General features: G+C 25.8%; 5 protein-coding genes. All 5 read left to right on the forward strand.

Going from position 1 to position 4,656, the window contains the following annotated elements; all coding sequences use genetic code 11:
- Nucleotides 1-186: 186 nt before the first annotated feature.
- The 5 genes from SPD90_RS06640 (at nucleotide 187) to SPD90_RS06660 (ending at nucleotide 4,483) form a co-directional block, all read left to right on the forward strand.
- Nucleotides 187-1,050, forward strand: coding sequence for an MBL fold metallo-hydrolase (locus SPD90_RS06640; RefSeq protein ID WP_320924709.1), 864 nt, complete (start codon nucleotides 187-189; stop codon nucleotides 1,048-1,050).
- The gene (locus tag SPD90_RS06645) at nucleotides 1,050-1,514 is read left to right on the forward strand and encodes a hypothetical protein (protein ID WP_320924710.1); all 465 of its coding nucleotides are present in this window, start codon (nucleotides 1,050-1,052) and stop codon (nucleotides 1,512-1,514) included. Before SPD90_RS06640 ends, SPD90_RS06645 begins: the two co-directional genes overlap by 1 nt.
- A 17-nt stretch (nucleotides 1,515-1,531) precedes the next feature.
- Entirely contained in the window at nucleotides 1,532-2,173 is a 642-nt protein-coding gene (locus SPD90_RS06650; RefSeq protein WP_320924711.1) for a hypothetical protein, read from the forward strand.
- A gap of 170 nt (nucleotides 2,174-2,343) precedes the next feature.
- Entirely contained in the window at nucleotides 2,344-3,213 is an 870-nt protein-coding gene (locus tag SPD90_RS06655) for an NYN domain-containing protein (RefSeq protein WP_320924712.1), read from the forward strand.
- Nucleotides 3,214-3,490: 277 nt separating this feature from the next.
- Entirely contained in the window at nucleotides 3,491-4,483 is a 993-nt protein-coding gene (locus SPD90_RS06660) for a DUF5050 domain-containing protein (protein WP_320924713.1), read from the forward strand.
- Nucleotides 4,484-4,656: the final 173 nt, after the last annotated feature.

Genomic DNA, 4,656 nt, shown 5'->3' on the forward strand with positions numbered 1-4,656 from the left:
AATGCAATAAATAAATTTATTTATACATACCAAATGCATTTCAAAAAATATAATTAATTTTGTTTAATGATATTAGCAAAACTAGATATATTTATATCTAGTTTATAGTCTATTAATTATTAATTCCAGGTAGAAAATTAAGAAAAAATAAATAATTAAGAAAATTAGGAAAGAGAGGCAATTTAAATGGAAGTAAATGTTTTAAGCTCAAAAAATTATAAGGATACAACTATAAATTATGGTGATTGTTTTATCATAGATAATGGAAGTGAAGTTGCAGTATTTGATTGTGGTCATATAGAGCATGCAAAGAGAGTTATTGAATATATAGATAAAAAAGGTATAGAAAAAGTAACTGTTGTATTATCACATAATGATGATGATCATTTTGATGGTATACCATATCTTATTGAACAAGGAAGAGTTTCAAAAGTAATTACTATATTGTTATTAAAATATGTAGATGAACTTTTAGAGATTATAGATGATGGAAGAAAAAATAGAGAATCTATAAAAAGACAAATAACTAATATATATGATAATATAGCAAAATTAGGGAATAAAGACTTATTAGATGATATTTATATAGGTAAAAAAGTTATAGACGGTGTTTTTATAGAAGGTCCAACAGAAAAATACTTTTTAGAGGCATTTGCAAAAGCTTTAGATACTACAGAAGGAGATACTATAGATAGAGAAACAATTGTTAATGCTACAAGTGTTCAAATTTCAATAAAAATAAATAATCAAAAATTGTTATTGAGTGGAGATTCTAGTTTTGCAGCAATTGAAGATAAAGTAGGATCATATAAATATATACAATTACCTCATCATGGAAAATTAGTACAAGCTGAAAAAATATTCGAAGTAAAAGGTGACGATAATGAAGTTGTATATATAGTTTCAGACAATACAGGTGCATCAAATGGAGGCTCAGATAAACTTCCTAATAAGGGATATAATATAAAAAATACTAAAAATGGCGATATTAAATTACCAAGAGATTTAAATATTTATAGAGCTGGAAATTACCTTTGGAGTGAGAAATAATGAGATATTTACTTTGTAAATCAGAAAAAGCTAGTTTAGCTCAAAGAGTTTCTTATATATTTGACGTTTTTAAGCTATATGCAATAAAAACTGGAGAAACAGATGAGTTTATAGTTTTAGAAACTTTTCCTTTTGGAAGTTTAGAAGGATATCCAGAAGTACTTTTTATTGTAGGTCATTTTAATCAGGTGAATAGGTATTTAAGCAAAAATATAGTAAGTATTAGTGAGGATATAATACTTACTATAACTTGCCTGCCAAAAAAGTTAAAAAGATTTTTGAAATATGGTAAACAAATATATTCATCAAAAAATATAGATGGAATAACAGAGAAATATAAAGGCTGTCATTGGGGATTTGATTTTGACATAAGTGATTCAGAGATTGATTTATATAAAAATAGGAATTTAGATTTATGGCAGAATATAAAGAAGTCAATGGTGGATATTAGAAATATAAGTTAGACTAAGAGAGGTAATAAATGGATAAATTAGGAATAAAAGCGACTTTGTATGATTTTTTTGGATATTTAGTTCCAGGATTGGTTCTGATTTTGTATTTATATATTTTCTATCGAAATATAGATAAAGAGTTAAATTTTTGGGTTATATTACAAAATCTAACTAGCTATTACAAAACTATTTATGCTCTTTTAGTTGTATTAGTTGGCTATTGTTTAGGACATATTGTATCTTCTGCAAGCTCTTTTATAATGGAAAAAAGGATTGTTGAGAAGATTAAGTTCTTTAAGTCAAAGCTAGATTTAAAAGCATTAATTAGTTCAGATTTGTATAGCGTGTTTGAAGAAAAGTACAGAAATTGTTTTAAGGTTAATTATGATTGTAAAGATATAAGAACATTGATTTGCTATGTTGAAAAAAACAATCATGAAATATACTCAACAGCATTTGTATTTTTATCAATTTATGGAATGGCGAGAAGTTTATCTATAATAAGTTTTATTTTTGCTATTTTAGAAGTAGGATGTTTTTTCTACATTAAAAGTAAATTGGTTTTTATGTATGCTTTATGTGGATTTGGATTAGGAGTCGTATTTTTCTATGAATATTTTAGGTTTAAGAAATATTTTTTAACTGAGATATTGAATGGAATTTTAGTGTGATTTGAAGATAATTTTGTATAAAATTCAGATTAAAAGAGTTCTTTTTATTTTTATTGAAAAGAACTCTTTTGCAACTTTAATAGATTATATAATTAATTCTTTGTCAATATTGTAAAATATATAATTTTTTAGTAATATAAGTATACAATTATCAAAGAAAGGAATAGAATATGATAACAAATAAAAAAAATATTATAGTTTATGTGGATTATGAGAATTTACATTATAACTTAATAAATAAAAATGAAAACATATTTGAAAAAGAGTTTTTTCAAAAGCTAAAAAAATTCTTAGAAATAAATAATTACAATGTACTAGATATCATTGCGTATTGTAATTTTGATATAGAAGATATGCATGAATCATATCATCAAACAAAATTACAGCAGTTGGGTCTAAGAACTATACATACATGTAATAATAGTAAAAATTATGCTGATGTTCAAATTGCAACAGATGCAATAGAACAAATGTATATAAATGATATTGTTGATGGAGTTGCTATTATTTCGAATGATAAAGATATGACTCCATTAATAAAATCTATAAAAAATCATAAGGAGTTTGTATTACTGATAACAACAAAAGATAATTTTGATAAAAATCTTCTTAATTTCCCAACAGAGAATTATTTTATAGAAGATATAATTGAAGAGATAAAAGACTCTTATGGTATAGACAATTTAAAGCATGAATTATATAAAAATTTAAATGATTATATTGAAAAGAGCTTTATAAATTCAAGAAAAGAGCCTTTTATAAGTGTAGATAGATATATAAAAAATATTATGAAACATTATAAAGTTTTTGAATATGAAATATATAGGCAATTTAAAGAATTAAATAATAAAGAAAAAAAGATATATGTTTATACATATAAGTATGAGGGCAAAATAAGAGATAATTATATAATTACAGATAATTATAAAGAAAAAATAGAAACACTTATAAGTGAAGATAGTACCAAATATAGTGATCTTAGATACATAGATATAGATAAGTTAATACAAAAATCTTATAAAAAATATCAAAAAAAATAGCATAAAAAATATTTTTTATGATATAATAGAAGTAAATAAGAATAATTTTTTAAATAAGAACAATTATAAAACAAGAACAATTTTTTAAACAAGAACAACTTTTTAAACAAGACAGAAAACACCTCTCAAAATAAGAAGAAGAGGTGTTTTTATTTTAAAAAGAAATTTTATAGAAATATATGAGAAATTTTGATGATAGTATTGTGATATAATACAAATAAATATGAAAATCTATTCTATTTTGCAACATCTAATTTTGAACAAAGGGGGAAAAACTATGAAAAAGAAACTTACAAGCATCATCCTAGCTCTAGCAATAATATTTACATGTGCTTTCACAGGGGTATCAGAAGCAGCACAAATACCTGCTACTTCAACTCCAGCAGCCAGTATAAAATCAGGCGATTACATGTATTATTCTGTTTACAACAAGATATACAAGGTCAACACAAGCACTAAGAAATCTACATTAGTATACAGCAACAGTAATGCGTGGTCATTTGATGATTTGATCGTGAAGGACGGTTGGATCTACTGCGTGATGGATACGTTCCAAGGGACTGGTGGATATTATCCTTATATTTTCAAGGTCAGAACTAGTGGTAAGGATGCAAAGGTTTTGAAGAAAGGAAGCAATCCAGTTGTCTATAATGGATATATTTACTATTTGAAGGAGAGCTTTACTGAGGGTTCTTGGGATTCTAATAAGGTAATTGGGATTTATAGAATGTCTTTGTCTGGAAGTAGTGACAAGTGTATCAAGAAGTCTAGCAGTATAAACGAGTTTATAGTGTATAAATCAAAAATTTATTACACAAATTATGGTACTAAAAGCAATTACTTGAGACGTATAGGGCTAACAGGCGGTACTTCAAAGATTATGTCTAGCGGAACATATATACCTGTGAATTTGAAGGCATATTCTGATTACATATATTTTAATTACAACAGCCATATATACAAGATCAAGACTAGCTCAACTAGCAAGTCTAGAATTATTTCAAATGCACAGCTAATGGATTTGTCTAGTGGATATGTTTATTATACGACATATAAAAGTGGATATTGCTATCTTAGTAGAATGAAGATTAGCACTAAGGCGAAAACTGATCTTCTGAAGACTGAGCTTTGGTTTAGCGATGTGCAGGTCGATAGTGGATATATGATAGCGACTTATTATTATGATAGTTATGATAATAACACTGCTAAGTATCTTTGTACTACTAGTGGTAAAAATGGACAGGTTTTAAAAACTTATTATAGTTCTTAGGAGTAGATTTAAATAGGATATGAATAAATAATTAAGATTAGTCCTATTGGTTTAAATAGAATCAGAGAAGTAATAGATGAAAATGAGTGAGACTTTTTGAGTGAAAAGTATCACTCATTTTATTTTTTTGTGGTATTTAAAAGCCCAATTCCCACGTCATTCCCAGCTCTCAC

The sequence above is a fragment of the Intestinibacter sp. genome, from assembly GCF_034113885.1.
Lineage (GTDB): Bacteria > Bacillota > Clostridia > Peptostreptococcales > Peptostreptococcaceae > Intestinibacter.